This window comes from Streptomyces sp. NPDC042371 (assembly GCF_056437465.1).
Genome location: NZ_JBWKAP010000019.1, coordinates 96,915 through 122,197 on the forward strand (window position 1 = coordinate 96,915; position 25,283 = coordinate 122,197).

The window sequence follows — 25,283 nt, forward strand, 5'->3', positions numbered from 1 at the left end:
CAAGAAGTGGCACGGTATCGACCAAGTCCGGCGCGTGCACGTGCATCTGCCCTTGCATCTGCTGTACGCATTCGGAACCATGGTCCGCGCGCCACCGCTGTACCGACCGCACCATCGGCGACCGACCGCGCCACCGCTCCATCGCTACGTACCGCGAAACCGGGGAGTGCCTCGCATGGGGACGAATGGATCGACCATGCTCGAGCCGTTAAGGCAGGGGCTACCTCCGATCGACCCCTCCGCCGTCTCGGACGCGGCCTCCGTCGCCCTCCCCGCCCGCTACGAAGCCGTGGGCAGCGCCCGGCAGTTCACCCGCAAGACGCTGGGCCAGTGGGACCTCGAGGAGAAGTTCGACGACATCGCGCTGGTGGTCTCCGAACTCGTCACCAACGCACTGCGCCACGCGCTGCCCGCCGACACCCCGCGCGATCAGCAGGAGCCGCCCGTGCGGCTGCACCTGATGCACTGGGCGACGCGACTGGTGTGCGCGGTGCGCGACCCCAGCGACGAGAGCCCGGTCGCGCGCGACACCGACGACGACTTCTCCGCGGAGTCGGGACGGGGCCTGTTCCTCGTGGACTCGTTCAGCGACAGCTGGGGCTGGCACCCGCTCGCGGGCGCGCTGCGCGGCAAGGTTGTCTGGGCGCTGTTCCGGCTGACCTGAGCGGGTCGTCCGGGCCGGGCCAGCCGCCAGTGCCGGGCCAGCCACCCAAGCCAGGTCAGCCACCCATGCCAGGCCAGCTGCCTGTGCCGGGTCAGCCGCCTATCAGGTGGTCGAACTCCCCGTCCTTCATCCCCAGCAGCATCGCCTCGATCTCGGCGCGCGTATAGACGAGCGCCGGGCCGTCCGGGAACCGCGAGTTGCGCACGGCGACATCGCCGCCCGGCAACTTCGCGAACTCCACGCACGAACCCTGCGAGTTGCTGTGCCTGCTCTTCTGCCAGACGACCCCGTGAAGCTCCGTGGCCGCCATGCCGTTAAACGCGTGGTGCACAGATCGCTCCCCGGGTAATGCGGTGCCGTGAGTGGCTCTAGATGCAGTGGTCAACTGTCCCGGATCATAGCTGTGTTCACATGCCGATGCATGGGCAGATGCACGTGCACGCGCGGTGTTCCCTTGGTTACAGGCTTGTCAGCACCTGCTCCAGAGCCCGCATGCCGTGCGAACGCCAGCCCCCGTCCATGATCTTCCGCGCCATCAGCTGCGCCGGGCCGTCCGGATCGAATCCCTCGTGCACTAGGAAGAGACGCGTTCCGCGCCCTTCGTGTTCCAGGGTCCACGTAATGGTCCAGTCGGCGAAGTTGGCCGGATCCGGATCCATCCAGCGGACGCTGAGCGTCCGTTCGCTCTCGTAGGCGAGAACCTGCACGTGAACGGTGCCGGAAAAATCGTCGGGCATCCGGTCGAGAACGGCCCCGAGGCCCTTCAGCCTGTCGCGCCAGAACCGCTCGTACGGGCTGAGCCAGTCCTGCACCTCGGCGAGCGGCACCGCTTCCAGACGGTAGATCCGCTGCCGCCCGGACCGCTCCTCCGCCACGAGACCGGCCTCCCTGAGCACCTTGAGGTGCTCAGGGAGGCTGGGCCTGCGCATGTCGGAGTGGTCGGCGAGTGCCTGGACCGGCTGCGGGCCCTCGTCGCGCAGGAGGCGCAGGGCCTCGCGCCGGGTGCCGTTGGCGAGCGCGGCGAAGAGCCGGTCCTCGCGTTCGCCGGTCGCGACCATGGCCGTGGGGCCTTGGATCAGCTCAGCGGGACGGCCCCGACGACCCGTACGGCAGGAGAGCCATCTCGCGGGCGTTCTTGACCGCCGCGGCGATCCGCCGCTGCTGCCGCGCCGACACGCGCGTGACGCGACGGCTGCGGATCTTGCCGCGGTCCGAGATGAACTTCCGGAGCAGGTCGGTGTCCTTGTAGTCGATGTACGTGATGCCTGCGGCGTCCAGAGGGTTGGGCTTCGGCTTGTGCGGGCGAGCGGCGGACTTGCGCGGGGACAAGGGTCAGACCTCCAGGAGGGCGTCGAAGGCAGGGGGCAGGTGTTTCCATGCGTCGCGCCCGGCGGCGTACTCCTCGTCCGTCAACAGGCAGGACTCCAGGACCTGTTCGAGCCCGTCGCGGTCCAGTCCCGGCGAGGTGAAGACCAGGTGGTTGCAGCGGTCGCCGTGTTCCGGATGCCAGTCCAGGGCGGCGGCCGCGCGGCGCATCGCGGGCACCATCTCCCACGCGGCATCCGGCAGCGAGGCCAGCCACGGCCCGGCGCTCTCGACGCAGAGCGCGCCGCCCGCCGCGTCCCACCCGAGCAGCGTGTCCGGGTGGTCGGCCAGCCAGAACCGCCCCCGGCTGCGGGCGGCGGCGCAGGTCAGATCCTCCAGGGCGTCGTAGAGGCGCTCCGGGTGGAACGGCCGCTCCCTGCGCCATACGAAGGTGGCGACCCCGCACGCGTCGGCCTCGGCGGGCAACAGCGCGCAGGCGGGATGCTGCGCCGCAGCGGCGGCCTCGACGTCGAACCCGGCGAACCCGGCGAACCCGGCGAGCACGACCCCCGCCAGCTCCCCTCGCCCGACCGGCACCTGACGGGCCGTCGGGTGGAGCTGGGCCAGCAGAGCCCGGTCCTCGTCGTCGGCCTCCGCGGAGTCGGCGACGGCGAGCACCGGCGCGTACTCCAGCTGGCGCGCCCAGGTGTCCGCGACGGTGCGCTGGTCACTGGGCGCGGCGGCGAGCCCCGCCGCCATGAGGTCGTCGCCGTTGCCGAGGCAGGGCAGGAGCAGCGCCGGGTCGACCGCCGTGACGACACCGCTGAGCACGAGGGTGTCACCGGCGTGCGCGGCGACCACCTCGGCCATCGCCTTGGGCTCGACCGAGTCCCACAGCTCGACGACCGCGAGCCGGGTGAGGCCCGCGTCCGCGAGGTGGTCGAGCTCGGGCACCAGGTCCTCGCGGAGCGCGCAGCACGCACAGTCGTTGACCAGGGGCGCGTCGCCGGTGGAGAGCACGCCCGTGGTGTCGCGGACGGTGCGGACCACGGTGCCGCGCACGGCGGTCGACAGGTCGTGGTGGAGGGCCACGCTGTCGGGGACGGTGGCCAGGAGGTCGTCGACGGCCGCCCTGCGGGCGACCGCATGGAGGCCGCCGACAATCACGACGTCCATGCGGTGCCGCGCGGGCTGCCCGTCGTCGCTGCGGTGCGGCCGGTCCGGGCGCGCCATCAGCGCTTGCCGAACCGGCGCTCGAAGCGCTCGACGCGGCCCGCCGTGTCCATCACACGGGACGTGCCCGTGTAGAAGGGATGGCTCGCGGACGAGACCTCGACGTCGACGACGGGGTAGGTACGGCCGTCCTCCCACTCGATCGTCCTGCCGCCGGTCGCGTTCGCCACCGCCGTCGAGCGGGTGAGGAAGGCGAATCCTGCGGCCTTGTCGCGGAAGACGACGGGGCCGTACGGGGGGTGGATGTCCTTGCGCATGGCGGTCAGCGCTCCTCTCGGAAGTCGACGTGACGTCGGGCCATCGGGTCGTACTTGCGGATGGTGAGGCGGTCGGGGTCGTTACGGCGGTTCTTGCGGGTGACGTAGGTGTAGCCGGTTCCCGCCGTCGAGCGGAGCTTGATGACGGGGCGGAGTTCGTTGCGGGCCATGGGGCTAGTATATGAAAATGACTCCCGTTTTCAATAGGGGGTCTCGCCCCATCGATCGACAGAGAGGTACGTCACCTTGTCCGCCCACTGCCAGCTGACCGGCGCGGAACCCCGCTTCGGCAACAACATCTCCCACTCCCACCGGCGGACACCCCGCCGCTTCGACCCCAACGTCCAGCGCAAGCGGTACTGGCTGCCGAGCGAGGGCCGGTACGTGCGGCTGCGGCTCAGCACGAAGGGGATCAAGACCGTCGACACCATCGGGATCGAGGCGGCCGTCGCCAGGATCCGTGCGCGCGGGGTGAGGATCTGATGGCCAAGAAGAGCAAGATCGCCATGAACGAGCGGCGGCGCGTGATCGTCGCCCGGTACGCCGCGAGGCGTGCCGAGCTCAAGGAGCTCATCCGCAAGCCCGGCACCGGGGACGCCGAACGGCTCGCCGCACAACGGGAGTTGGCGCGTCAGCCGCGTGACGCGAGCGCGACGCGGGTGCGGAACCGGGACAGCGTCGACGGGCGCCCGCGCGGTTATGTGGGGGCGTTCGGGCTGTCGAGGGTGAAGCTGCGTGAGCAAGCGCACGCCGGATATCTGCCTGGGGTGCGCAAGTCCTCCTGGTAGCTTGGCGCGCGATTTCGCCGGGTCGTGACCACCGGCAGCGTCGCTGACATCTCTGACATCGCTCATGCCGCTGATGTCGCTTTGGCTAGGGGGAGTTCACGTGCGTACGTACGTCCGCAGTGTCCGTGTCGGTACCGCGGTGGCGGGTCTTGCCGCCGCGCTCGTGCTGAGCGGGTGCGGGAGCGATGGGGACGGGGATGGGGATGGGGGCGGGGGCGGCGGCAAGAAGGACCGCGGGGCCTCCGGGTCCTCCGGGTCCTCCGATTCGGGCTCGTCCGGTGGTTCGGACGGTGGTTCGGGTGCCAAGGGCGGCAGCCTGGAAGGTACGTGGGTCACCACGGCCGACGGGAAGCCGCTCGCCCTCGCCGTCACCGGGAAGACCGCGACGCTGCTGGGCGAGGACGTGCTGTGCAACGGCACCGCGGGTGACGCGACGGGCTCGCAGGTGATCAGCCTCAAGTGCCCGAAGGGCAGTGCGGACCGCACGACGGGCCGGGTCGAGTCCGTGAACGGCAAGTCGCTGAAGGTCTCCTGGGAAGGCGGGGACAAGGACGAGTTCCTGAAGACGGAGGGCACCAAGCTGCCCGAGGGACTGCCGACGGCGGCGCCTCAGTCCTAACGGGGCCGGGGTGGCTCCGACCCACCGCGCACCACTGCCCGGCCGGGCTTCAACGGGCCGTGGGACCCTCCGGGTTCCGCGGCCCGTCGGCGTCCTGCCGCTTCGCGGCCGAGCCGTCCACCAGCATCGGCGGAGGCGCGGTGTCCAGGGCGTCGGACAGTTCGTCGAGGGTCTCCAGGAGCAGGCCCGCTCCCCTGCGGACCACGCGATCGGGCACGCCCTCGCCGTCCCACTCGTCCAGAGCCGTGCGGACCGCCTCCCACTTGGGCACCCGGCGTTCGCGCAGCGCCTTCGCGCCCTGCTCCGTCGACTTGCGCAGCGCCTCGGCGAGGCGGGCCGCCGCGGGCACGGGGGTGTCGCCCCGCTCGGGCAGATGCGCCTCCATCAGCATGGCGACGCGGCCCAGTTGGGCGAGCGCCTCCTCCGCGTCGGCGGCCGCGGCGCGGGAGAGGCCGCGGTGGCGTACCGGCTCGTCCTTGGCCCGGTTCAGGGCGTCCTGCCAGGCGACGCGGGCGTCGCGGGCGGCGAGCAGGGCCTCGCGCACGTCGGGGCAGGCCTTGCCCGCGGGGTGGGCGTAGCGGTCGACGACCGCGGCGGCGTAACGGCCGTCGGCGACCAGCCAGTCGGCGAGGCGGGTGCGCAGGCGCGGGGTCTCCCAGGCGGGGTAGAGCGCGTACGCGATCATCGCGAGGACGCCGCCGAGCAGGGTCAGGACCACGCGCTCCGGGACGGTCTGCGTCCACTGCTGGCCGCCCATGCCGAGCAGGAACACGACGTACGCGGCCACACAGGCCTGGGCCGCCACCTGGCCCGTGCGCATCAGCAGGTACATCATCCCGGCGCAGAGCACGGCGAGCGCGGCGGACAGCCCCGTGCCGGGGTGGGCCAGCTGGACGAGGCCCGTGGCGAGCGCGACGCCGACGAGGGTGCCGCCGAAACGGGCGACCGCGCGGGAGTACGTCTGGGAGAAGTCCGGGCGCATCACCATGACCGAGGCCATGGGGGCCCAGTAGCCGTGGCCCAGGGGCAGCCAGTGCCCGAGCAGGTACCCCGCGGCGGCCACCGCGGTGACGCGGATCGCGTGCCGGGTGACCGGCGAGTCATGCCGGAAGTCGGCCCGGACGGCCCGGAGAGCGGCAGGAGCCAGCGCGAAGAGGGTGGGCCGGAGGAGGGGGGCGGGCTGGGTGTCGGAGTGGGTGTTGTTGGTGCTGGTGTTGCCTGCTGTCTCCAAGACGTCCTTCAGGAGTGCGACCAGGCGGGTCGCCGCCCGGTACGCCGGGCCCGTGAGGATCGCCCCCGTGTCCGGGGTCTTCAGCGCGCCCAGCGCCGCCGGGGGGATCCTGACCGGCTCGCCGTGCCGGATCGCCCGGGCCGCCGCGTCCAGGACCGCGCCCGCCGCGCCCAGGAGTTCCCGGACCCTGTCCCGCTCCCTGCCCTCCTCCGGGACGCCGACCGCCGGGTCCGCCAGCGAGGCCAGCACCGGGCGGATCCGTTCGGCGACGCCCCGCGCCCCGTGCAGCTCCGCGGGCCGGGTCCGGGCCTGGCGCGCGGTGATCGTCGCCGCGTCGCGCGCCGCCATCAGGGGTTCGGGATCGAAGGCGGCCACCGGGTCGTGGCGGAGCCGCCGCGCGTAGTCCGCCTCGGCCGCCAACGCGTCGGCCAGGGCATCCCTGTGGGCGCCCCATCTGCGTACCGGAAAGAGGACCACCAGCGCCGCCTGCACGCAGCCGCCGACGATCATCATCGCCGCGTGGCCCGCCGCCGCCGCGACCGACGTGGGGATCGTGACCGTCACCAGCATGATCGCCACGTTGGACGACGCGATGATGCCGACCGTGGGGCCCGCCGCCCAGCTCAGGCCCGCCAGGAAGGTCCACAGGCAGAGCAGTGCGAGGAAGAGGAGCAGGTGGGAACCGGTGAGGTAGCCGAGGAAGGTGGAGACGGCGAGGCTGGTGCCGGAGGCCAGGGCCAGCTCCGGACGGGGCCGCCAGCTCCGCTGGAACGTGGCGATGGCCGCCTGGAACGCGCCGAACGCGGAGCTCGCCGCCACCGCGGGGCCGAACAGCGTGAGGCTGACGCCGATGATGACGGCGAGGCCGGCGGCGCCGCGCAGGGCCACCAGGGGTTCCAGACGTTTGCGCTCGACGGTCAGGCCCGAGCGAGCTGTCTCTTTCAGCGCGCGGAGCCAGGTCACTCTGTGATGATACGGGGCATATAGGGCAACACGGAGTGTGGGGCGGGCGTCGGGGTCACGTCACGTTCAGTGCCACCGTCGGATGGAGACGCGCCGCCCTGACGGCGGGGTAGAGCCCCGCCACCATGCCGATGACCAGCGTCGCCGCGAAGCCCGCCGTCAGGGACCAGGGCGGGACCACCGGGGTCCAGTGCCGGGCCAGGGCGAAGGCGTACGTCGCCACCGCGCCCAGCAGCGCGCCCGTCGCGCCGCCCAGCGCCGACAGCAGGAGGGACTCCGTCAGGAACTGCAGCCGTATCGCTCCCTTCGTGGCGCCCAGCGCGCGGCGCAGGCCGATCTCCGCGCGGCGCTCCAGGACCGAGATCACCATCGTGTTGGCGACCCCGACCCCGCCGACCAGGAGCGCCACCGCGCCGAGACCCAGCATCAGGGCGGTCAGGCCCTCGTCCGTCGCCGCCTTCGCGGCCAGCGCGTCCGAGGGACGGGAGACCTTGACCGAGCCCTCGTCGCCGGGGCTGACCGTGCGGGCCAGCACCTCCCGTACGTCCTGGACCGTGTGGTCGGGCGACCGCTCGAAGATCATGGACGGATGCCCGTCGAAGCCGAAGTACTTCTCGGCCGCGGGGAAGCCGACCATCGCGACGCGGTCCAGGGTCGGGACCAGCTCGACGGGCTCCAGGATGCCGATGACGACCACGTACGCGTCGCCCATCATGATCTTCTCACCGGGGGCCGTGACGCCCAGCCGGTCCGCCGCCACCGAGCCGAGAACGGTGACGGGGAGCCTTTCGGATGCGCCGTCCAGCCATCTGCCCGTGCCCACTCGTGCGTTGAGCGCCGTCAGGAGGTCGGTGCGGGCCGCCTGCGTCGTCACGCCCGCGGTCCGTTCCTCGGGGACCACGTCGCTGCGGCGGATGCGGGCGTCGACGTTCCCCGTCGCCGTGGCGTGCCGGACCGGGCCGATGCGCTCCACCATCGCCACCGCGGACTTGGGGAGCGGTACGTCGTTGCCCGTCGCGTCCTTGCCCGCCTCCGCGGTGAGGAGGTTCGTGCCGAGCCGGTCGAGCTTCGCCATCAGGTCCGACTTGCTGGACTGGGAGAGGCCGACGACCGCGACCATCGTGGCGATGCCGATGGCGATGCCGAGCGCGGAGAGGACGACCCGGGTGCGGCGGGCGCGCAAGCTTGCCGCACCGACGCGCAGGATGTCTCCGGGGGAGAGGCGGGCGGGCTTCAAGGGGGTGGTCGTGCGAACGGTGTACTTCTTCGTCATCGGCGCGCCTCTGGTGCTCGGGAGGCCGGGTTCGGGCTCGGGTCCGGGCTCGGGTCCGGACTCGGGCTCGGGCTCGGGTCCGGGATGATCTCGCCGTCCCTGAAGCGGACGCGGCGCGGGAAGGCGTCGGCGATGTCGTGGTCGTGCGTGATCACGCAGATCGTCGTGCCGGTCGCGTTGAGCTCGTGGAGCAGCTCCAGGACGATCGCGCCGGACGCGGTGTCCAGGGCGCCCGTCGGCTCATCCGCAAGGAGGAGGGACGGCTCGCCCACGAGCGCGCGGGCGATCGCCACGCGCTGCTTCTCGCCGCCGGACAGTTCGCCGGGCCGGTGGCCGAGGCGGTGCCCCAGGCGGACGCGTTCGAGCGCCGCGCGGGCGCGGATACGCCTCTCCTTGAGGGGCACTCCCGCGTACAGGAGTCCGTCCGCGACGTTGTCGACCGCGTCGCGCCCTGCCGCGAGGTGGAAGTGCTGGAAGACGAAGCCGATGTGGCGGGCGCGCAGGGCCGAGAGCCGGGCGTCGGTGAGCGCGCCCACGTCGTGGCCCGCGACGCGGACGGTGCCGGACGTGGGCTTGTCGAGCGTGCCGATGACGTTCAGCATCGTCGACTTGCCGGAGCCGGAGGGACCGACGATCGCGAGGAGCTCGCCCGAGTGGACGGTGAGGCTCACACCGCGCAGGGCGTGCACGTCACCGGCGTACGACTTGGTGACGTCCCGGAGTTCGATGAGGGGGGTTCTGGAGGTCGGGTGCCCGGTCATGGCTTCGCCACCCCGACCTTCGTGCCCTCCGCGATGCCGGAACCGCTGACCTCGATCCTGCCGTCGGCAGTCATGCCCGTCGTCACCCGCACCATGCGCGACGTGCCGTCGCGGACCGTCTGGAGGCCGTAGCCACCGTTCGCGCCGCGCAGGGCCACCACCGCCTCGACCGGGACCGTGAGCACGTTCTCGCGGGACTCGCTCACGAACTTCACGTTCGCCGTGGCCTTGCCGTCCTCGCCCGCCGCCACCGACCGGCCGCCGTCCAGCGTCACCTCGACCGTGATGCCCTCGGCGGACCCGCCGCCCTCGGCCCCCTCCCGCTCCTCCGGTCTCGCCGTGCCCGTGACCCGGCCCGGTTCCGTCCTGCCGCTGGGCAGCGTGACCTCGACCTTCGTGCCCCGCGCGGTCAGCGACGCGTCGGACTCGTCGAGCACGGCCCGGACGACGGGCTTCGTCGACGCGACGGTGAGGACAGGACCGTCCGGGCCGACCGGGTCCGCAAGCGCCGCGTCCGCCGAGACCACCTTCACCTGGTCGGGCTGGAAGACCACGTCTCCCTTGCCCACCCGGCCCGTCGGCGTGCGGTTGAGGGACTTCTGCCACCGCTTGACGGCGGCCTCGGTCGCCGCGTCGAAACGCGGGTCTACGTAGAGGCCTGCTCCGAGACCGAGGGCGACCAGATTGCGCTCCAGTTGGAGCACGTCGCTGCCGCGGTCCCCCGCCTTCATCTCGCGGAACGCCGGGACGGGCCCGTACAGAAGGGTCACCGGTTTGTCGTCCCGTTCGTAGAGGGCCTGGCCGCGCGCGACCGTGGCGCCCTCCCGCGCGGCGACCGTGACCGTCCCCTCGACCGGCGACTTCACGGCACGCCGCCCCGCGAAGTCGATCTTCCCGTCGACGGTCTCGGACTTCACGAGGTCGGTGCGGGTCACCGTGGCGGTGGCGGACGGCAGTCCGGCCCGCCCGCGCCCAGCGCCCGACTCCTCCCCCGCGATGACGAGGACACCCGCCCCGACCGCCGCGGCGGCCAGCACGGCCACACCGGCCAGGAATCCCGTACGGCGTCGCATCACTGCATGCCGTCCAGGCCTTCGAGGAGCTTGCCCTTGCAGGCCTCGCGGGCCGCCTTGTACGCGGGCGAGTCGCGGTCCATCGACGGGTCCGTGGGGTTCGCCTCGCCGCCGGGCATGACGTTGCCGCCGGACATCGTGGGGTTGGCGAACTTCGACATGCCGTTCTCCCGCATGCACTTGGCGTGCGCGAGCATCGACTCGTAGTCCTTCTGGGCGTCGCGCTCGGGCTCCAGGTTCATGGCGGCCCTCAGCTCCGGGACGCAGACGCCGTTCTTGCCGCCCTTGTACTCCTCGCCGTTCCCGTCCGGGTCGACGACCTTGTCGACCTCGGGCCAGTCGAGGTAGCCGCTCAGTTTCGGGTCCGGGAAGTCCTTCACGCCTGCCTTGGCGCGCATGCACTGGACGTACTTCAGCTGGGCGTCGTAGAAGGCGCTCTTGCCCTCGGTCTTGTTGCTGTCGCCTTCTCCCCCGTTGCTCTTGCCCGTCCCCTTGGACTCGTCCGGGACCGAGGCGACACCGGCATCCTTCGCCCCGCCGCCGTCACCTCCCCCGCAGGCCGCCGAGAACACCAGGACGGGGAGGGCGACGAGGCCCGCGATGCGAAGGCGATGGAGGCGGTGGAGGCGGTGGAGGCGGTGGAGGCGGCGGCGGGCGGTCGCATCGGCCGGGGTGTGTGTGCGCATGGTCATGGCGGCAATGTGCCGCCGCCACATGGTGGTCGTTCCACGGGCGCATGGTGGACGCGTAACGCCACATGATGAACACGTAACAATGCCCCGCGGCGCCGAGATCTCCGCCCCAACCCGTCCTGAACTGGGCAAACCCTCGCCCATAATCGTCGGCATGCCCCGAGTCCCCCATGTGTTGCTGATCGAGGACGACGCGTCCGTACGCGACGGAATGGAGCTCGTGCTGCGCCGCCACGGGTACGCCGTCGACACCGCCGCCACCGGTGAGGACGCCCTCGCGCTGCTCGCCAGGCCCGCCGGCCACGACGTCGAACTCGCCGTGCTCGACCTGATGCTGCCCGGCATGGACGGCTTCGAGGTCTGCCGCCGGATCCGCGCCACCGGGTCGACGATCCCCGTCGTCATGCTCACCGCGCGCGGCGACGACAGCGACATCGTGCGGGGACTGGAGGCGGGCGCCGACGACTACGTGGTCAAACCCGTGACCGCACCCGTCCTGGAGGCGCGGATCCGGGCGGCACTGCGGCGGGCGGAGCCGGTGCGGGTGCGGCCCGGCGAGGACACGTACGCCGGACTCGTCATCGACCGCGCCGGGCTCACCGTCACCAAGCGCGGCGCGCCCATCGCCCTGCCGCCGACCGAACTGCGGGTCCTGCTGGAGCTCTCCGCCTCACCGGGGCAGGTGTTCAGCCGCGAACAGCTGCTGCGTTCGGTCTGGGAGCACGACTTCCTCGGGGACTCGCGGCTCGTGGACGCGGCGGTCGGGCGGCTGCGGGCCAAGATCGAGGACCTGCCCGCCAAGCCGGTGTTCGTGCAGACGGTACGGGGCTTCGGGTATCGGTTCGGGCCGGTATGAGGGCGAAGTGGAAGGCGTGGGGCGGGCTGCGGGGGCGGCTCGTCGTCGCGTTCGTGCTGGTCGCGGTCGTCAGCGCGGTCACCGCCACCGGGCTCGCCTACCGCGAGTCCCGCAACGCCGTCCTGGAACGCAAGCAGGACGCGGTGCGCACCGACTTCAAGAACCGCGTCGACCAGGCCTCCGCCGACCTCGCCATGCCGCCCGACGAGGTCTCCCTCACCCGCTTCGCGGTCGGCGTCGCCGAGGGGCTCGGGGACACGGTGGTCGTCGCCGAGTACCGCACGCTGACGGCGTCCTCCGACGCGTCGGCCGACCGGACGCGGATCTCGGGCTCGCTGCGCGACGCCGTACGCACCCGGAACCGGATGAGCCTCCAGCGGGTCGACCGGCACGGCAGCCCCTACCTGGTGGTCGGCACGCCCGTCACCTTCGACTCCGGTTCGCCGTCCGGGCTCGACATCTACGCCATCAGCTCGCTGCGTGCCGAACAGGACGACACCGCGGGGATCCTCGACGCCGTGCGGGACGGGCTGCTGCCGGTCCTGCTGCTCACCGTCGCGCTCGCGCTGCTCGCCGCGCGTACGGTGCTGCGGCCCGTACGGGAACTGGGCCACGCGACGCGGCGGCACGCGGCCGGTGACCTCGCCTCACGTGTCGTGGTGCCGCGGGGGCGGGACGAACTCGCGGATCTGGCACGGGACTTCAACCGCACGGCGGAGGCCCTCGAAACGTCCGTCGCCGAGCTGCGGGAGCAGGAGGCGAAGGCGCGGCGGTTCGTCGCCGACGTCTCGCACGAACTGCGCACGCCGCTCGCCGCGATGACGATGGTCGCCACGGTCCTCGACGAGGACGCCGGACAGCTGCCGCCCGACGCGGCACACGCCGCCCGCACGGTCAGCGCGGAGACGGCACGGCTCGCGCGGCTCGTCGACGACCTGATGGAGATGTCCCGCTTCGACTCCGGCGCGGCACGCCTCAACCTCGGCGAGGTCGACCTCGCCGAGACGGTGCGGAACACGTTGGCGCTGCGCGGCTGGACGGGGCGGGTGCGGGTACGGGCCGAACTCCCGGACGGTGTACGGGCGGTGGTCGACCCGCGCCGCGTGGACGTGGCCGTCGCCAACCTCGTGGGGAACGCGCTGCGGCATGGGGGCGAGCCGGTGACGCTGACGCTGGCCGCGGGGTCGGGGGGCGTGGGTTCGGCGGACGTTGGCTCGGGGGACATTGGCTCGGGGGGCCTGGGCGATCGCGACTGGGTGACCGTCGAGGTCGCCGACCGTGGGCCCGGCCTCGCCCCGGACGTCCTCCCCCACGTCTTCGACCGCTTCTACAAGGCGGACAGCGCGCGGACGCGGTCGGAGGGCAGCGGCCTCGGCACGGCCATCGCGCTGGAGAACGCGCGGCTGCACGGGGGCACGATCGAAGTGGCCAACAGGCCGGACGGCGGCGCGGTGTTCACGCTGCGGCTGCCGTGGCGGCGCGGCGAAGGGGCCGAGTGATGACTCTCGTACGTCCATATCCACGTCCGCGTCCACATCTGCGTCTGCGTCCACATCTGCGTCTGCGTCCACGTCTGCGCAGAAGAAGTGCGGGGGTTGCTCTGGCCGCGGTCGCGCTGGGCCTCGCGGGGTGCGGGGTGCAGCCCACCGGGGTGGTGGACGCGGGCGAGGCGGCGGGCGGGCTCACCAAGGGCCTGCGGATCTACTTCGTATCCGAGACGGGTCGGCTCGAAGGAGTGACCCGCGCCTTGCCGATCCGCGAACCGGCGGCAGTCATCAAGCTGTTGATGTCGGGCCCCTCGAAGGCGGAACAGCAGGCGGGACTCACCACGCTGATCGACAGCGGCCGGTTCGACGTCACGGGGAAGGACAACCGGATCACGGTGCGGACCCCCGACCTCGTCCTCGACCCCGCCGCCGTCGACGACCGCAACCGCACCGGCCAGCTGGTGTGCAGCCTGGCACGGGCGCGGGCCGTCCTCGACGAACGGGGGCGAACGCGGCCGGACGACGTGCGGGTGACGGTGATTCCGGAGGGGGGCGGGGAGTTGGGACCGTACGTCTGCTCGGACTTCTTGAAGTAGGGCCCGGAGACGCCGGACGCCCGGGGCTCAGAGGGGTCCCAGATACTCCGCGACGGCGCGGCCGAACGACGGCGGGCGGCGGGCGGCGGGCGCGAGACGTACATCGCGTGGAGCGCCGATCCCGCGACCTCCAGCGGAAGACCGGACAGCGCCATCCGGTGGTTCCTCGCGCTGTGTCACCGCTCGGTGATGTGCTGGTCGCGCGCCGCCTGGTAGATGCGGCCGTTACCGGTGGCGCGGGCCTGCATGTGGATGCCCCCGTCGACCTGCTGAGTGCCGCTCTCCCTGGCCAGGCGGGCCAGGAGGGCCTCCAACTCCGCCGCGGCCTGCGGGTGTTCACTCAGGAGCGTCATCGCCCTGGCGCACCAGTGGCCCTCCAGGCGTGCGGTCATTCCGCGGCCGTCGCCCTCCGCCGCCTCCAACGCCGTGCGGCGCGACGCCTCCAGCTCGCGGTCCACGTCGTCGGCCGCCTCCGGCTGGAAGCGGCGCCAGAGCGCCACCACGCCGTCCTTGGCCTGCTGCCAGCCGTCGGTCACCAGGAGGGTGACGACGGACGTACCGGCGGTGCCCGCCAGAGTGAGCAGATACGGATCCATACGGTGGCCCCCGAGGTCCCGGCCCAGCAACAGGGCGTGCGCACCAGGGTAGTTGAACTGCCCTTCCGTAGAAGCGTGTTGGCCGGTGCTCGTTTTCGTTCAGGGCAGTGCGGGGCCCCGGCCGCGCGGGGTCACGTGGGCGCGGTCGGCGGCGGCCGTGCCGTGGTTCCAGCCCTCGGCGTCCGTCACTCCCCGCACCCGCGTCGTGGTCGTCTCGGGGAACATCTGCTCGGCGCGATCGGTGACGGCGACGTCGCGCGCGGCCAGCACGGGGAGCAGCGCGGCCGCGCCCTGCGCCTCCCCTGCCGCTTCCCTCACCGCGTGCTCGCCCGCCTCGGCCAGGCGTGTGCCGATGCGGTTCGCGTACGCCATCAGGAACGCCTGCCGGAACGTCTTCGTGCGCTTGCGACCCCCGGCACGCTGGCCCGCCTCCGCCTTGGTCATCGCCGCGGTGCCCTGCACCAGGAGGGAGGTGTGGAGGAGTTCGACCGACTCCAGGTCGGATTCGAAGCCGACGACGGTCGAGAAGCCGTACGCCTCGTTCCACACCGCGCGGCAGTGGTTCGCGGCGGCGACCGCGTCGAGCAGGATCGCCTTCGCCGTCTCGTACGGGGCGTCCACGCCGATGCGGCAGGCGCCAGGGACGTCCTTCGCGTGGGTGCGGGCCGCGAGGAGCGCCTCGTCGAGCGAGTGCCGCGCCATCAGCTCCTGCGCCTTGGCGGTGAGCGCCTCGGCCTCCTCCGGGTAGCCGGTCGCCTCGGCCTTGGCGAGGAGGGCGCGGATGCGGGTGAGCGTGCGGGGCTCGCCGTGGACCGGGCCGGGGACGGCGTCGCCGGGCGGCGGGCCCGCCGGTTCGATCGGGGGGAGGCGCAGGAGGAGGCGGTAGAGCTGGAGGTGGGTGGTGGCGCGGGTGAAGCGGTCGCGGGCGGGCTCGCCGGTGGGCCCGAGGTCGGCGAGCTGGGCGGGCCAGCGGGGCGGGAGGTGGGCGTAGCGGGCGGTCTCCTCGCGGATGAGGTCCGCGGTCAGGCGTACGTGCGGGTCGTCCAGGTCGCGGCGGACCAGGCGGATCACGTCGGCGGGCTGCCAGCCGTGGCGCCAGGCGCGGTGCAGGTACTCCTCGCCGCGGCGGCGCAGGTCGGCGTCCGTCTCGGGGGCGGCCGCCAGGAGGGACGCTCCGGTGTCCAGACCGTCGTCGCCGTCGCCGTACAGCGCCGCCGCGAACGCCCTGTCGATCACCGATTCCATGAGGTCAGGGTATGTGGGATCGGGGGAGACCCCGGGCGGGACCTCTGCCCCGCCCCCTGAAATCATCCACAGCCTGTGGATGAGTTCAGCTGTCGCCGCCCTCGTCGATCAGGCGGCGCACCTCTCGGTCGACCATGCCGAGCCGTGCCTCGGCGACGAGCGGTACGGCGCGGCGCTGCCGACGTGCCTCGTGCACGTCGATGTCGACCGTCACCAGGCCCGGCTCCCACTTCGGGGCCTGCGCGACGACCGTGCCGCGCGGGTCGACGACGCGGGAGCCTCCCCAGAACGTCGCGCCGTTCTCGTTGCCGACCCGGTTCACGAAGACGACCCAGCACTGCAGCATGCGGGCGGTGTACGAGAGCAGTGTGTCCCAGTACAGACCGGTATCCATGGCCTCGGGGTCCAGGCTCGCCGCGCTGTTCGTCGGTACGACGATGACCTCGGCGCCGTCCTGCACGGCGAGCCACGGGAGCACCGGCTGCCACGCGTCGTTGCAGATGAGAGTGGCGGCGCGGCCGTGCCCGCCGGGCAGGTCGTACGCGCGCAGGTGCTGGCCCGGGCTGACGTGCTTGCGTTCCTCCCACGCCAGGTAGTTGGGGAGGTACAGCTTCCGGTGGGCGTGCAGGAGGCGGCCGTTCGCGTAGTACGCCGCGGTGTTGTACGCGCGCAGGGCGGTGTGCTCGTGGAGGCCCACGAGGATGTCCGGGCCGTCCGGGCCCGCGGCGTCCCGCAACGCGAGCAGGCGCGGGTCGTCCGTCGTGATCGACGAGTCCTTCTCCAGGCCGCCCAGGTGGTAGCCGTGCAGGCTCAGCTCCGGGAAGACGACGAGGTCTGCGCCCTGGCTCGCGGCCTGGGCGATGTGGTCCCGCGCGGTCTCCAGGTTCTGCCCGACGTCACCCAGGGCGCAGTCGGTCTGTGCCAGCGCGACTCGCATGCGACGAGCTTTGCAGCGGTGATCGCTCCCCGCACGCGGGGGTCCTCCGGACGGGGTGGGGTCCTTGGTGCGCCCCCTGCGACGCCCTGCCAGGTAGGAGCCCAAGCCCGCCGCTCCGCGGCGGATGTTCCCCAACCCACCCACCCGTTTGCCCCGCGACGTCCTGCGGGAGTAGGGACCTCAAGCCCGCCGCTTCGCGGCGGATCCATCCCACCCACCCACCCGTTTGCCCCGCAACGTCCAGCGGGAGTAGGGGCCCGGGGTTGCCCCGCCGTGGGCAGGGCGGGGGTGGCTGGGAGACCCCCGCAGCCGTCAGCAGGGTCAACAGCCGGGCCCGAGGCTGCCCCCACCGGGCCGCAGCCGCGGACGACACGGGAGGGGACGCGGGGGTATGTGCGCACGGAGCACCAAGCACACCCTGACAGCCGGAAGGTCTTCAGGCGCGGCGCAGGGATAGCGAGTACGTACATACCCCCGCGGCCCCGCACCCACAAGCAGCCAGCAGGCACAAGCACCCACCGGGCCGCACCCGCGAAGGGCCCCACACCCACCGACGGGCCACAGGCGCAACCCGCCCCACCTGCCCGCAGCCGCGCACGAGACGCCCCCCAACCGAACCCCAAGCGCAGCCCCCCCCCACCCCCCACCCAAGGCGACCCGCCAGCAATGTCAGTGCCGGGTGCGAGACTCGCCCCATGGGTCGGCGGTGGGTCATTGGCGTTGCCGAGGGCGGAGGAGCTGAGCTCGTCGTTCTCGGGGACGACGGCCTGCCCGCGGGCCCCGTCGTCCACGAGCCCGACCTCGCCGAAGCCGTCCGGAAGCGGCCGGACGTGGACCGATGGGTCTGGCGGTCCACCGCCGAGATCTACCCGCGCCTCCTCGCCTCCGGCACCCGAGTAGACCGCTGCTATGACATCGAGGCCGCCGAGCTCCTCCTCCTGGGCCACGAGGGCCGCCTGGGCGAGCCCCGCTCCGCCGCCGCAGCCCTCGCCAGGCTCCGCCACACCCCCGTACCCCCCGACCCCCCACCCCGCGCCGCCGAGCCCGGCACCCAGGACTCCCTCTTCGAGCCCCGCCCCGGCGGCACCCCCGTCACGCTCGAAGAGCTCGTCGAGGTGCACGCCGAGCAGCAGCGAAGACACGACGCCACCGCCCACCCCGGCCGCATGCGCCTGCTCACCGCATCGGAGTCCGCGGGCATGCTGGTGGCCGCCGAGATGAACGCCGCGGGCCTGCCCTGGCGCGCCGACGTCCACCGCGAGCTCCTGAACGAAATGCTCGGCGAGCGGTATGCGGGCCGGGGCGAGCCCCGTCGCCTCGCCGAGCTCGCCGACGAGGTGTCCGCCGCGTTCGGCCGCCGCGTCCGCCCGGACCTGGCCGCGGACGTCGTCAAGGCCTTCGCGCAGGCCGGTATCAGGGTGAAGTCGACGCGCCGCTGGGAGCTGGAGGAGCTCGACCACCCCGCGGTGAAGCCCCTCATCGAGTACAAGAAGCTGTACCGCATCTGGACGGCCCACGGCTGGAGCTGGCTCCAGGACTGGGTGCACGACGGCCGGTTCCGCCCCGAGTACACCCCGGGCGGCACGGTCAGCGGCCGCTGGACGACCAACGGCGGCGGGGCGCTGCAGATCCCCAAGGTGATCCGCAGGGCCGTCGTCGCCGACCCGGGATGGCGGCTCGTCGTGGCCGACGCCGACCAGATGGAGCCGAGGGTCCTCGCCGCGATCTCCCGCGACCGGGGCCTGATGGAGGTCGCGGGCAGCGAGGAGGACCTGTACACCCGCCTGTCCGACCGCGCCTTCTCCGGCGACCGCGAGCACGCGAAGATCGCGCTGCTCGGCGCGGTGTACGGGCAGACGTCCGGCGACGGCCTGAAGAACCTCGCCGCGCTCCGCCGCCGCTTCCCGCTGGCCGTCGCGTACGTAGACGACGCGGCGAAGGCGGGTGAGGAGGGCAGGCTCGTGCGGACCTGGCTGGGCCGGACGAGCCCACCGGCGGCGGGCGCCGGGGAGGACGACGAGGCGGGCATCCCGCAGGAGGCCCCGGCCCAGGGACAGTCGGCGGCAGGTGGCGGCGATGCGGGCCCCGGCTCCTCCGACGGAGAGTTCACTCCTGGGTACGCCTCGACCAACGCCCGCGCCAGAGGCCGTTTCACGCGCAACTTCGTCGTGCAGGGCAGCGCGGCGGACTGGGCGCTGCTGATGCTGGCCGCCCTGCGGCGGACGATCGCGGAGGGCGGGTTCCGGGCCGAGCTCGTGTTCTTCCAGCACGACGAGGTCATCGTGCACTGCCCCGCGGAGGAGGCGGAGACGGTGGCGCGCGCCGTCCGCGAGGCGGGTGATCTCGCGGGCCGGATCGCGTTCGGGGAGACACCGGTCCGCTTCCCGTTCACCACGGCGATCGTGGAGTGCTACGCGGACGCGAAGTGACTCCACGACGTAACTCGACGGCGTGACTCGACGGCGTGACTACGACGTACCCGCTAAGCCGTCAGCAGCGCCCTGAGTTCGTCGGCCACCTTGCTGTCGGTGCCGTCCAGCGCCCGAAGCGCCGTCCGCCACTGTTCGTACGCCTCCTGTTCGCGCCCCGCCGCGTGGAGAAGGAGCCCGCGCTGGTGGCGGGCGAGGCCGGTCATGTGGGTGTCGCCGCGTTGTTCGGCGCGGTCGAGGAGGACCGCGCACTCGCGCGTCGCGTCCGCGGCTCGGGAGAGGCCGTGCAGGGCGCGGACCAGGCCGAGGCGGGCCTGGGACGCGCCGTGCCAGTCCTCGTACTCGCCGTGGAGGCGCAGGCTCTCCTCGAAGTGGTCGAGCGCGGCGGCCGGTTCGCCGAGGGTGAGATGGGCGTAGCCGATGTTGCAGTGGGCGGACTGCCGTACGACGGCGTGCCCGATGGTGTCGCCGATGGCGAGGCTGCGTTCGTGGTGGGTGATGGCGGCGCGGGCGTCCGTGTGCTCGTACAGGTTGCCGAGATGGCTGAGGGTGATCGCCTCGCTGAGCGGGTCGGCGAGTTCCTTGGCGAGGTCCAGGCTCTGGTGGAGGGACTCGGCGGACTCGGCGTGGCGGCCCAGGCCTTCGAGGAGGAGACCGCGGTTGTTGAGGCCGCGGCGTACGCAGGACACGAGGCCGAGCGCACGCCAGAGGGTGAGGGCCTCGTCGTTCAGGGCGAGGGCCTCGCTGCTCCGCCCCGACATGAAGTGCAGGCCCGCGGCGTCGGTGAGGGCCTGGGCCTCGGCGGCGGTGTCGCCCTGGCGGCGGGCGGCGTTCAGGGCGAGCGTGCCGAGCGCGGCCAGTTCGGTGAGGCGGCCGCGGCGCTGGAGGTACGGGAAGAGGCAGCGGACGAGGACGGGGAGCAGACCTGCGGAGTCGTGGTGCCGTTCGGTGAGGGCGAGGATGTTCGCGAGTTCGGTGTCGCCCCAGGCGAAGGCGGCCTCGGCGGAGAGGGGCGGGCCCGCGTCGGCGTCGTCCCGGCCGGGGCGTGCGAGGCGGGATTCCACGCCGCGCAGGCGGTCCGTGCGGTCCAGGCCCGCGGGCAGGATGGCCAGGAGGGTGCGCCGGGCGGACTCGGCGTACCAGCGGAAGGCCTCCTCTACGAGGTCCACGCCTGCACCCACGTCGCCCGCCGCCGTCTCCCTCGCGAAGTCGCGTACGAGATCGTGCGGGGTGTAGCGGCCGTAGGACGTCTCGTCGAGGAGGGCGACGTCGACGAGACGGTCCAGGGCCGCGCCCGCACGCAGTTCGCCGGTGCCCAACAGGCGGGCCAGGAGCGGCACTCCGTACGTCGGCAGGTCGACCGCGCCGATCCGGGCGAGGGCGAGGGCCGCATCGCGGTCGGCCTCGCGGTCGGAGGTGCGCAGGGCGTCGAGGGCGACGGCGAGGGAGCGGCGCACGCTCAGGTCGTCGTACTCCAGGTGGTGCAGGCGGCCGCCGCTGACGGTGAGGAGTTCGGCGAGGGCGTCGGGGGTGAGGGCGCGGCGGGCGGCGAGACGGGCGGCGACGATGCGCAGGGCGAGGGGGAGGCGGCCCGCGAGTTCGACAAGGGGATGTCCGGCGTCGAGCCCGGCGCGGCCGGAGACGGCGCGCAGGAGTGCGGCGCTGTCCCCGTCGGAGAGGGGGGCAAGCGGGAAGCGGTCCGCGCCGTCGAGGGCGGTCAGCGGCGAGCGGCTGGTGACGATGACCGCGCAGCCGGGCCCCGCGGGCAGGAGGGGCCGCACCTGGGCGGCCGTCGCGGCGTCGTCGAGGACCATGAGCGTGCGGGTCGGCGCGAGCAGCGAGCGGAGCAACGCGCTTTCCGCCGCGGGGTCTTCGGCGCCGTCCGGGGCGCACCGGGGCTCGGCGCCGAGGTCGCGGAGGAGCGCGGCGAGGGCCTGCCCCGGGGTGAGCGGGGTCGTGCCGGGCGTGGCGCCGCGCAGGTTGACGTAGAGCTGTCCGTCCGGGAACTCCTCCCGCAGCGCGTGCGCGACGTGCACGGCGAGCGCGCTCTTGCCGACACCGGCCATGCCGGAGACGACGGCGACGCGTCGGCCTCCGGTCAGGGCGAGCCGAAGGGACCGCACGGTGTCGTGGCGTCCGGTGAAGTGGGCGGGGTCCGGAGGGAGTTGGGCGGGCCGAGCAGGGTCGACCGACCCGACGTTGCCCCGGCCGTCGGGTTCACCCTGCCCCTCGGAGCGGGAAGGCGCGCACTCCGCCGCGGCCTCTGACTGCCCCAACCCTTCGGGCGCTCCTACGACTTCAGACGCCCGCGACGCCCCCGACGTCCCCGCCGTCCCCCGCAACACCTCCCGATGCGCGTCCCGCACTCCCGCCCCCGGCTCCACGCCGAGCTCCTCGACCAGCCTGCGGCGCAGTTCGCGGTGGACTGCGAGGGCCTCCGCCTGACGGCCCGTGCGGTGGAGCACCAGCATCAGCTGGCGGTGGAAGACCTCGTGGAGGGGGTACTCCGCGACGAGGGAGGCCAGTTCGGGCGCGAGCGCGGCGAGGCCGGTGCCGAGTTCCAGTTCGGCGTCGTAACGCCACTGCAGGGCGAGGAGGCGTGCCTCTTCCAGGCGCGGTACGAGGGGGTGGCCGTCCAGCGAGTCGGGGAGGCCGCTCAACGGCGTGCCGCGCCACAGCGCGAGCGCATCCGTGGCGCAGGCCGCCGCCCGTGCCCAGTCCCGCTCCGCGTGCGCGGTCCGCGCCTGCCTGACCAGGCGCTCGAAGACCCGGACGTCCAGCTCGCCCTCGCCGACCCGGAGCCGGTACCCCGGCGGGACCGCGTGCAGCCGCTGCGGGTCGTCGAGGAGGCGGCGCAGCCGGGTCACGTGGTTCTGGAGGGACGCCTGCGCGGACGCGGGCGGGAAGTCGCCCCAGAGGGCTTCCTTGAGCGCGCTGAGGGAGACGGTCCTGTCCGGTTCGAGGAGCAGCGCGGCCAGCAGGGCGCGCCCCTTCGCGCTGCGCACGGGGTGCGGGACGCCCTCGGCGTCGTACACGGCAGGCGCCCCGAGCAGACCGAACCGCAGTCCGCATCGCTCACTCAACGCCGTCTCCCCGTGCCGTACTGCCATGTCCCGCAGTGGGTACCGGAGGACCGTTGGCCACATGTTAGCGATCTGTTGGCGTGGCCTGATCTGATCGCCGCATCGGACCTGGCCCGCCGGTACTCGCGCACAGCGCGTAGCTCGGGGGAGTGTCGCCGCCGCGGCCGGGTCCGTAGCAGAGAGAGCCCCGGTCGGCGGAGGTGAACGACCGGGGCTTTCGCGCTGCCTACGCAGTACCACCCACACGGTCTTGCCCACGCGGCTCTCCACCGAGCTGGTCGGCGCTCACCCCCACCGGCAGCCGCACCGTGAACAGCGATCCCTTCCCCGGGATGCTCTGCGCCGACACCGTCCCGTCGTGCGCCTCCACCAGTTTCCGCACGATCGACAGGCCGAGCCCGCTGCCGCCCGTCGCACGGGTCCGCGACTTGTCCGCGCGCCAGAAACGGTCGAAGACGTGCGGCAGATCGGCGGACGCGATGCCGGTGCCCGTGTCGGCGACCTCGATCAGCACCGCATCGGACGTGGTGCGGCAGCTGATGCGGACGCTGCCGCCCTCGGGGGTGTGGCGGACGGCGTTGGAGACGAGGTTGCCGATCGCCTGGCGCAGCCGCAGCGGGTCGGCCGTCACCCACGGGTCGCCGAACGCGGTGGCTCTGAGCCGCACGCCCGCGCCGTCCGCGCGCGCCTGGTGCGCCGCGGCGACCTGGTCGGCGATCTCGGCGGCGCGCACCGGCTCGCGGTGCAGTCGGAGCGTACCGGCGTCGGCGGCCGCCAGGTCCTGGAGGTCGTCGACGATGTGCTGGAGCAGCAGGGCCTCTTCGAGGAGCGAGGTGACCAGTTCGGGGTCGGTGTCGACGACACCGTCCTCCGCGGCCTCCAGCCAGCCGCGGATGTTGGACAGCGGGGTGCGCAGTTCGTGCGCCACGTCGCTGACCATGGCTTTTCGCTGTTCCTCCAGCGCCTTCCGGTGGGCCGCCATGTCGTTGAAGGCGGCGGCCAGCTGGCTGATCTCGCCCGCCGAGCGGGTGGCGCGCTCGGGGACCGGCTCACTCGACTCACCGGCCTTCATGCGCCGCGTCGCGGTGGTGAGCGCGCGCAGCGGCCGGGTCAGCCGGGTCGCGGCGAGCGCGGTGACGGCGACCGTGACGGCGAGGACGGCGGCGGCGAGCCCGGCCAGGCGGATGGTGTTGGCCCGGGAGAGGCTGAAGCCGGGTGTGCTCCGGGAGCCGTCGGAGCTGGTGATGAAGAGCAGCGCGGGCGACGAGACGTAGGGGCCGAGCTGTTCGCGGCGCGCGGTGTCGACGCAGGACGCGGTGACGGCGGTGGTGGCCTCCGGCCCGACGGCCCCTGCGTACGGACGGATCGCCGTGGGCTCGCCGCCGGGACCGTCGGGACCCACGGCGGGGATCGCCCCGACGGTGGCGGCGACCGGCTTCGGACCGGCCCGCCCCTCCAGGTCGAGGCCGACAGGGACGGGGTCGAGGCCCTGCCGCTTGAGGCAGGCGCCGGTGAGGGAGTTGAGCTTCTTGAGGGCCTTCTGCTCGGTCTCGGTGGGCATTTCGAGGGGCGGCGTACGGCACTGGGTCTGCAGGAACTCGCCCGGGTCGTTGTCGACCCTGATGGTGGGGCGTCCGCTGGGGCCGACGACGACCTGGGGGTTCATGCCGAGGTCCGTCAGACAGGCCGCGCGTCGGTCGGTGGCTTCCTTCAGCCGCGTACGTTCCGCCTTGGTGAGGCGGTAGGGGCCGACCGCACGGGGGTCGATGCGGTCGGCCGTGGCGTCCTCGTCCGACGACTGCTCGTCCGCGCGGCCCGGGGCCAGCGCGCTGTCGACGGCGAGCGGGTCGAGGACGGCGGAGGCGGTCGGGGGGAGGGGGGCGGGCTTGGTGTCGTCCTTGGGGGAAGTGGACTTGGAGGCCTCCGGATCTGCGGGTCCCCTGGCCGAGCCGTCCTTGCCTCCCTTACCGCCCTTGGCCCCCTCCCCCTGCCCTTGGCCGCCCGCCTGCGAGCCGCCCCGCTTCGGAGGGGCCGCCGAGTCCGCGATGACCTTGCGCTCCTGCGTGGTGAGGGCGATGCGACGGCCGGTCTGCCGGGACAGGTCACGGACGGCTTCGTCAGCACCCCGCCACTGCGGAGCGCCCGCGCCGACGCCGAGGAGCCTGTCGTAGATGCGGGTGTCGTCGGCGAGGACCTGCCCCTGCTCCTGCCGGAGCGCGCCGGACGTGGTCTGCGCGGCGAGCCACGCGGTGGCGGCGATGGAGCCGATGGAGACCAGCACGGAGACGGCGAGGAGACGGGCCAGCAGGCTCTTCCGGAGCGGAACGTCACGCGCCACGCCGCGCCCCCGCCTCACCGGCACCCACGCGACCGCCGTCCGCACCCGCACCTACGTCCGAAGCCGCACCCGCGTCCACACCCGCACCCGTCAGCTTGTAACCGACCCCGAAAACCGTCAGAAGTCGGTCCGGGCGGCGCGGGTCGGATTCGATCTTCTTGCGGAGGTTGAGGACGTGCACGTCGACCGTGCGCGCGGATATGTAGCCCGACGATCCGTGGATCCGGTCGAGCAGCTGCGGCCGGGTGAAGACGCGGTCCGGCTCCTCCGCGAGAACGGTGAGCAGCTCGAACTCGCCCGGCGTGCACTCGACGTGCCGTCCGTCGACCGTCACCTCGTGCCGCAGCGGATCGACGACGAGGCCGCCCACGCGCAGGATCCGCCGGTCGGTGCCGGGCAGCGGCGGGTGGATGCCGCCCGCGCGGCGGAGCAGCGTCCGTACCCGGGCCATCAGCTCGCGCGGGCTGTACGGCTTGGTGAGGTAGTCGTCGGCGCCCGTGTCGAGGCCCATGAGGAGGTCGTCCTCGGTGGAGCGGGCGGTCAGCATCAGGACCGGGAGGCGGGCCAGTTCGGCGGGCCCGTTCCCGTCCCGGAGGAAACGGGTGACCGCGAGGCCGTCGGTGCCCGGCATCATCACGTCGAGGATCAGCAGGTCCGGCAGCCGCCGCCGCACCTCGGCGAGCGCGGCGGACCCGTCATGGACGACGGCGACCTCGTGGCCCTCGCGTTCCAGATAACGGCGGACCAGCTCGGCCTGTTTCTCGTCGTCCTCCGCGACCAGGACAAAAGCGCACATGGCGTTGAGGATAGGCACCGCCCATCCGGTTCCGGTAAGGCAAATGGGATCGGGACGGCGG

Annotated in this window: 25 protein-coding genes; 8 read left to right on the top strand and 17 right to left on the bottom strand. The window is 73.0% G+C overall.

Annotated features, from left to right (window positions below):
* Positions 1 to 175 precede the first annotated feature (175 nt).
* Complete coding sequence (locus tag AC068B_RS37525; protein WP_356266225.1) at positions 176 to 664, top strand: ATP-binding protein; 489 nt, start codon at positions 176 to 178, stop codon at positions 662 to 664.
* Positions 665 to 755: 91 nt separating this feature from the next.
* Here AC068B_RS37525 and AC068B_RS37530 read toward each other — a convergent pair whose 3' ends face one another.
* The 6 genes from AC068B_RS37530 to rpmG all read right to left on the bottom strand — a co-directional run bounded on the left by AC068B_RS37530 (position 756) and on the right by rpmG (position 3,629).
* Positions 756 to 995: a DUF397 domain-containing protein gene (locus AC068B_RS37530; protein ID WP_223775964.1), complete on the bottom strand. Its 240-nt coding sequence runs from the start codon at positions 993 to 995 to the stop codon at positions 756 to 758.
* Positions 996 to 1,122: 127 nt separating this feature from the next.
* On the bottom strand, positions 1,123 to 1,722 hold the full coding sequence (locus AC068B_RS37535) for a metalloregulator ArsR/SmtB family transcription factor (protein WP_478675953.1): 600 nt from the start codon (positions 1,720 to 1,722) through the stop codon (positions 1,123 to 1,125).
* A gap of 22 nt (positions 1,723 to 1,744) precedes the next feature.
* The gene (gene rpsR, locus AC068B_RS37540; protein ID WP_478675954.1) at positions 1,745 to 1,993 is read right to left on the bottom strand and encodes a 30S ribosomal protein S18; all 249 of its coding nucleotides are present in this window, start codon (positions 1,991 to 1,993) and stop codon (positions 1,745 to 1,747) included.
* 3 nt (positions 1,994 to 1,996) lie between these two features.
* Complete coding sequence (locus tag AC068B_RS37545) at positions 1,997 to 3,202, bottom strand: CobW family GTP-binding protein (RefSeq protein ID WP_478675955.1); 1,206 nt, start codon at positions 3,200 to 3,202, stop codon at positions 1,997 to 1,999.
* Complete coding sequence (locus tag AC068B_RS37550) at positions 3,202 to 3,459, bottom strand: type B 50S ribosomal protein L31 (RefSeq protein ID WP_468566105.1); 258 nt, start codon at positions 3,457 to 3,459, stop codon at positions 3,202 to 3,204. Before AC068B_RS37550 ends, AC068B_RS37545 begins: the two co-directional genes overlap by 1 nt.
* 5 nt (positions 3,460 to 3,464) lie before the next feature.
* Entirely contained in the window at positions 3,465 to 3,629 is a 165-nt protein-coding gene (gene rpmG, locus AC068B_RS37555; protein WP_150217122.1) for a 50S ribosomal protein L33, read from the bottom strand.
* 76 nt (positions 3,630 to 3,705) lie between these two features.
* Here rpmG and rpmB point away from each other — a divergent pair, with 76 nt between their 5' ends.
* The 3 genes from rpmB (at position 3,706) to AC068B_RS37570 (ending at position 4,866) form a co-directional block, all read left to right on the top strand.
* The gene (rpmB, locus tag AC068B_RS37560) at positions 3,706 to 3,942 is read left to right on the top strand and encodes a 50S ribosomal protein L28 (protein WP_478675956.1); all 237 of its coding nucleotides are present in this window, start codon (positions 3,706 to 3,708) and stop codon (positions 3,940 to 3,942) included.
* Positions 3,942 to 4,247, top strand: a complete 306-nt coding sequence (gene rpsN / locus AC068B_RS37565; protein WP_478675957.1) for a 30S ribosomal protein S14 — start codon at positions 3,942 to 3,944, stop codon at positions 4,245 to 4,247. Before rpmB ends, rpsN begins: the two co-directional genes overlap by 1 nt.
* 100 nt (positions 4,248 to 4,347) lie before the next feature.
* Entirely contained in the window at positions 4,348 to 4,866 is a 519-nt protein-coding gene (locus AC068B_RS37570; protein WP_478675958.1) for a hypothetical protein, read from the top strand.
* A 49-nt stretch (positions 4,867 to 4,915) separates the two neighbouring features.
* Here AC068B_RS37570 and AC068B_RS37575 read toward each other — a convergent pair whose 3' ends face one another.
* Genes AC068B_RS37575 through AC068B_RS37595 form a run of 5 tightly spaced genes read right to left on the bottom strand, consistent with a single transcriptional unit; the run spans position 4,916 to position 10,859 of the window.
* The gene (locus AC068B_RS37575) at positions 4,916 to 7,060 is read right to left on the bottom strand and encodes an FUSC family protein (RefSeq protein WP_478675959.1); all 2,145 of its coding nucleotides are present in this window, start codon (positions 7,058 to 7,060) and stop codon (positions 4,916 to 4,918) included.
* A gap of 55 nt (positions 7,061 to 7,115) precedes the next feature.
* Positions 7,116 to 8,333 carry an ABC transporter permease gene (locus AC068B_RS37580; protein WP_478675960.1) on the bottom strand — a complete coding sequence of 406 codons (1,218 nt, stop codon included), beginning with the start codon at positions 8,331 to 8,333 and terminating at the stop codon, positions 7,116 to 7,118.
* Positions 8,330 to 9,094 carry an ABC transporter ATP-binding protein gene (locus tag AC068B_RS37585; RefSeq protein ID WP_478675961.1) on the bottom strand — a complete coding sequence of 255 codons (765 nt, stop codon included), beginning with the start codon at positions 9,092 to 9,094 and terminating at the stop codon, positions 8,330 to 8,332. The genes AC068B_RS37580 and AC068B_RS37585 overlap by 4 nt, the downstream gene beginning before the upstream one ends.
* On the bottom strand, positions 9,091 to 10,167 hold the full coding sequence (locus AC068B_RS37590) for a peptidoglycan-binding protein (protein ID WP_478675962.1): 1,077 nt from the start codon (positions 10,165 to 10,167) through the stop codon (positions 9,091 to 9,093). The genes AC068B_RS37585 and AC068B_RS37590 overlap by 4 nt, the downstream gene beginning before the upstream one ends.
* Positions 10,167 to 10,859 (bottom strand): hypothetical protein, encoded by a 693-nt coding sequence (locus tag AC068B_RS37595; RefSeq protein ID WP_478675963.1) that lies wholly within the window; start codon positions 10,857 to 10,859, stop codon positions 10,167 to 10,169. The genes AC068B_RS37590 and AC068B_RS37595 overlap by 1 nt, the downstream gene beginning before the upstream one ends.
* Positions 10,860 to 11,013: 154 nt before the next feature.
* Between AC068B_RS37595 and AC068B_RS37600 the strand changes: the two genes are divergently transcribed.
* The 3 genes from AC068B_RS37600 to AC068B_RS37610 all read left to right on the top strand — a co-directional run bounded on the left by AC068B_RS37600 (position 11,014) and on the right by AC068B_RS37610 (position 13,798).
* Positions 11,014 to 11,715, top strand: a complete 702-nt coding sequence (locus tag AC068B_RS37600; protein WP_468566120.1) for a response regulator — start codon at positions 11,014 to 11,016, stop codon at positions 11,713 to 11,715.
* Positions 11,712 to 13,214, top strand: a complete 1,503-nt coding sequence (locus AC068B_RS37605; RefSeq protein ID WP_478675964.1) for an ATP-binding protein — start codon at positions 11,712 to 11,714, stop codon at positions 13,212 to 13,214. Before AC068B_RS37600 ends, AC068B_RS37605 begins: the two co-directional genes overlap by 4 nt.
* A 137-nt stretch (positions 13,215 to 13,351) precedes the next feature.
* Positions 13,352 to 13,798 carry a hypothetical protein gene (locus AC068B_RS37610; RefSeq protein WP_478675965.1) on the top strand — a complete coding sequence of 149 codons (447 nt, stop codon included), beginning with the start codon at positions 13,352 to 13,354 and terminating at the stop codon, positions 13,796 to 13,798.
* A 176-nt stretch (positions 13,799 to 13,974) separates the two neighbouring features.
* On the opposite strand, the gene AC068B_RS37615 is transcribed toward AC068B_RS37610, so the two are convergent.
* From AC068B_RS37615 to AC068B_RS37625, 3 genes are all read right to left on the bottom strand, one after another.
* Positions 13,975 to 14,394, bottom strand: coding sequence for a hypothetical protein (locus AC068B_RS37615; protein ID WP_478675966.1), 420 nt, complete (start codon positions 14,392 to 14,394; stop codon positions 13,975 to 13,977).
* Positions 14,395 to 14,493: 99 nt separating this feature from the next.
* Positions 14,494 to 15,639 carry a DUF2786 domain-containing protein gene (locus AC068B_RS37620; protein WP_478675967.1) on the bottom strand — a complete coding sequence of 382 codons (1,146 nt, stop codon included), beginning with the start codon at positions 15,637 to 15,639 and terminating at the stop codon, positions 14,494 to 14,496.
* An 85-nt stretch (positions 15,640 to 15,724) separates the two neighbouring features.
* Positions 15,725 to 16,576, bottom strand: coding sequence for a nitrilase-related carbon-nitrogen hydrolase (locus AC068B_RS37625; protein WP_478675968.1), 852 nt, complete (start codon positions 16,574 to 16,576; stop codon positions 15,725 to 15,727).
* A 695-nt stretch (positions 16,577 to 17,271) separates the two neighbouring features.
* On the opposite strand from AC068B_RS37625, the gene AC068B_RS37630 reads away from it, so the two are divergent.
* The gene (locus AC068B_RS37630) at positions 17,272 to 19,005 is read left to right on the top strand and encodes a bifunctional 3'-5' exonuclease/DNA polymerase (protein WP_478675969.1); all 1,734 of its coding nucleotides are present in this window, start codon (positions 17,272 to 17,274) and stop codon (positions 19,003 to 19,005) included.
* Positions 19,006 to 19,058: 53 nt separating this feature from the next.
* Here the strand turns inward: AC068B_RS37630 and AC068B_RS37635 are convergent, their stop codons facing one another.
* From AC068B_RS37635 to AC068B_RS37645, 3 genes are all read right to left on the bottom strand, one after another.
* Positions 19,059 to 22,115 carry an AfsR/SARP family transcriptional regulator gene (locus AC068B_RS37635; protein WP_478675970.1) on the bottom strand — a complete coding sequence of 1,019 codons (3,057 nt, stop codon included), beginning with the start codon at positions 22,113 to 22,115 and terminating at the stop codon, positions 19,059 to 19,061.
* A gap of 199 nt (positions 22,116 to 22,314) precedes the next feature.
* Entirely contained in the window at positions 22,315 to 24,426 is a 2,112-nt protein-coding gene (locus AC068B_RS37640) for a sensor histidine kinase (RefSeq protein ID WP_478675971.1), read from the bottom strand.
* Positions 24,416 to 25,222 (bottom strand): response regulator transcription factor, encoded by an 807-nt coding sequence (locus AC068B_RS37645; protein ID WP_478675972.1) that lies wholly within the window; start codon positions 25,220 to 25,222, stop codon positions 24,416 to 24,418. Before AC068B_RS37645 ends, AC068B_RS37640 begins: the two co-directional genes overlap by 11 nt.
* Positions 25,223 to 25,283 lie beyond the last annotated feature (61 nt).